This window comes from Thiocapsa sp. (genome assembly GCF_011390875.1).
In the GTDB taxonomy this organism is placed as follows: domain Bacteria; phylum Pseudomonadota; class Gammaproteobacteria; order Chromatiales; family Chromatiaceae; genus Thiocapsa.
Map to the genome: position 1 here is coordinate 3,473 of NZ_JAABRP010000102.1, position 457 is coordinate 3,929.

Annotated in this window: 1 pseudogene; it reads right to left on the reverse strand. The window is 63.2% G+C overall.

Going from position 1 to position 457, the window contains the following annotated elements:
* Nucleotides 1–84 precede the first annotated feature (84 nt).
* Nucleotides 85–457: pseudogene (locus GPT33_RS09910) on the reverse strand (3-deoxy-7-phosphoheptulonate synthase); the annotation flags it as partial.

The following is a 457-nucleotide window of genomic DNA, read 5'->3' on the forward strand; positions in this document are numbered from 1 at the left end:
CACCGAGATCGAGGACATCTCCGAAGCCAAACGCAACACGCAAATGACGCATGTCGCTCTGGACGCGGTTTAGGCGATTTCCGGCTAGAGTGCACGTCGGCGCATGACGGCATCCGCGAGCTCATGCAGCATCGGAACCGTATCGTCCCAGCCGATACAGGCGTCGGTGACGCTTTGACCGAAGACCATCCCGTCGCTCGCCGCCAGGTCCTGTCGGCCGCCGACCAGGTGACTCTCGATCATGACGCCCATGATGCCGCGATCCCCGCGCGCGATCTGGCCGGCGACGTCCTGGCAGACACGGGTCTGTTTCTCCGGACGCTTACGGCTGTTGGCGTGGCTGAAGTCGATCATGATCTTGGGCGTCAGACCGGACTCGATGATCTGCTCCGCGGCAATGCTCACGCTCTCGGTATCGTAGTTCGGCCGTTGGCCGCCGCGCAGGATGACGTGGGTG